This window comes from Pseudomonas sp. IT-P260, assembly GCF_949768395.1.
Lineage (GTDB): Bacteria > Pseudomonadota > Gammaproteobacteria > Pseudomonadales > Pseudomonadaceae > Aquipseudomonas > Aquipseudomonas parakoreensis.
In genome coordinates, this window is the sequence record NZ_CATKPO010000018.1 from 1 (window position 1) to 1,249 (window position 1,249).

The 1,249-nt window shown below is 63.0% G+C and carries 1 protein-coding gene; it reads right to left on the bottom strand.

The genetic code is table 11. From position 1 onward, the window contains the following. A partial coding sequence (locus ACM6HV_RS10810; RefSeq protein ID WP_414904171.1) for a DUF6531 domain-containing protein occupies positions 1-1,249 on the bottom strand: 1,249 nt, incomplete at both ends.

Sequence of the window (1,249 nt, forward strand, 5' to 3'; positions counted from 1 at the left end):
GGTGGCGCCTGTAGGCAAAGTCATCTGAACCAGTCGGCCAATGGCATCCCACTGCTGGCGAGTAACGGCACCGTGTTCGTCGCAAGTGGTCGTCCGTCGCCCCAGCGCATCGTAGGAAAAGCGCCGTACACCACCGTCGGGCAGGGTTTCTTCGATCAGTTGGCCGAGGTCATTCCACGACAACTTGTGCCGACTGCTGTCCGGATAGCGGATCGACAGCAACTGCCCGCGCGTGTCGTAGTAGTAATGGGTGACCTGGCCGTCAGGATCGACCGCCTCGGTGACATCGCCCTCGGCGTTGCGCCGAAACGTCCACACCGCCTCGCCGCGAGAACGGCTGTGCAGGAAACCGTTGCGGTATTCGTAGGACGTCGGCTCTTCTTCCGGCGGAAGCAGCGCGATCAGCCGTCCGATGTCGTCGTAGCGGTATTCGGTGACCGCACCCAGCGGATCCTGCTCAGCGATCAACCGCCCCGCAGCGTCATAAGCCTTGAGATGCTCACCGCCATCGGCCTCGACCTTGCGCACCAGCCGCGCGCTGTCATCGTGGACGTAGGTTTCTTCGGTGCCATCAACGTAATGCACCGTGACGCGGCCGCTGTCGTCCCAGACATACCGCGTATTCATCTGCGCGAACGAGGCCCAATGGCGCACGCAACGCGCGGCTTTGCCGGAACGTTCCCACTCCCAGAAAAAGCTCGCGCCGCCGGTCAACTGCCGCTGCAGGATGACGTGCTGATCGTCGTAGTCGTAACGCTCGCTGTCACCGACCGCATTGGTCGCGGCCAACAACCGCTGACGCGCGTCGTAGCAATAACTGACCAGCGTTTGCTCGGTGCGCCAGCCATCAGCCTCAAGCACCTGGTAATCAACCGCCACCAGATGCGCCCGGTCGTAGCGCAACAACAACGACCGCCCGGCCCCGTTATCCAGGCGCTGCACACGCTCGGAAAAATCGCGATGCACCGTCAGACGATTGCCATACGCATCACTGACCGCCACCAGCCGCCCGGCACGAAAGTGATAAAACCGCGCCGCATCCCCGGCCAGCGCGAGGATCAGTTCCTCCGGCTCATCGCCGAGAAAGATCGCCGCCCGTGACAGGCTGTTGTGAATCGCCGGGCGTTCAACACTGGGCAACGGAAACCGCGTGCGGCGATTCTCGTGATCGACCCAGACCACCGCCTCGCCATCGAACTCCAGTCGATGCGCCAGCGAATGGCTCCAGCCAAACCCCAGCCCGACATCG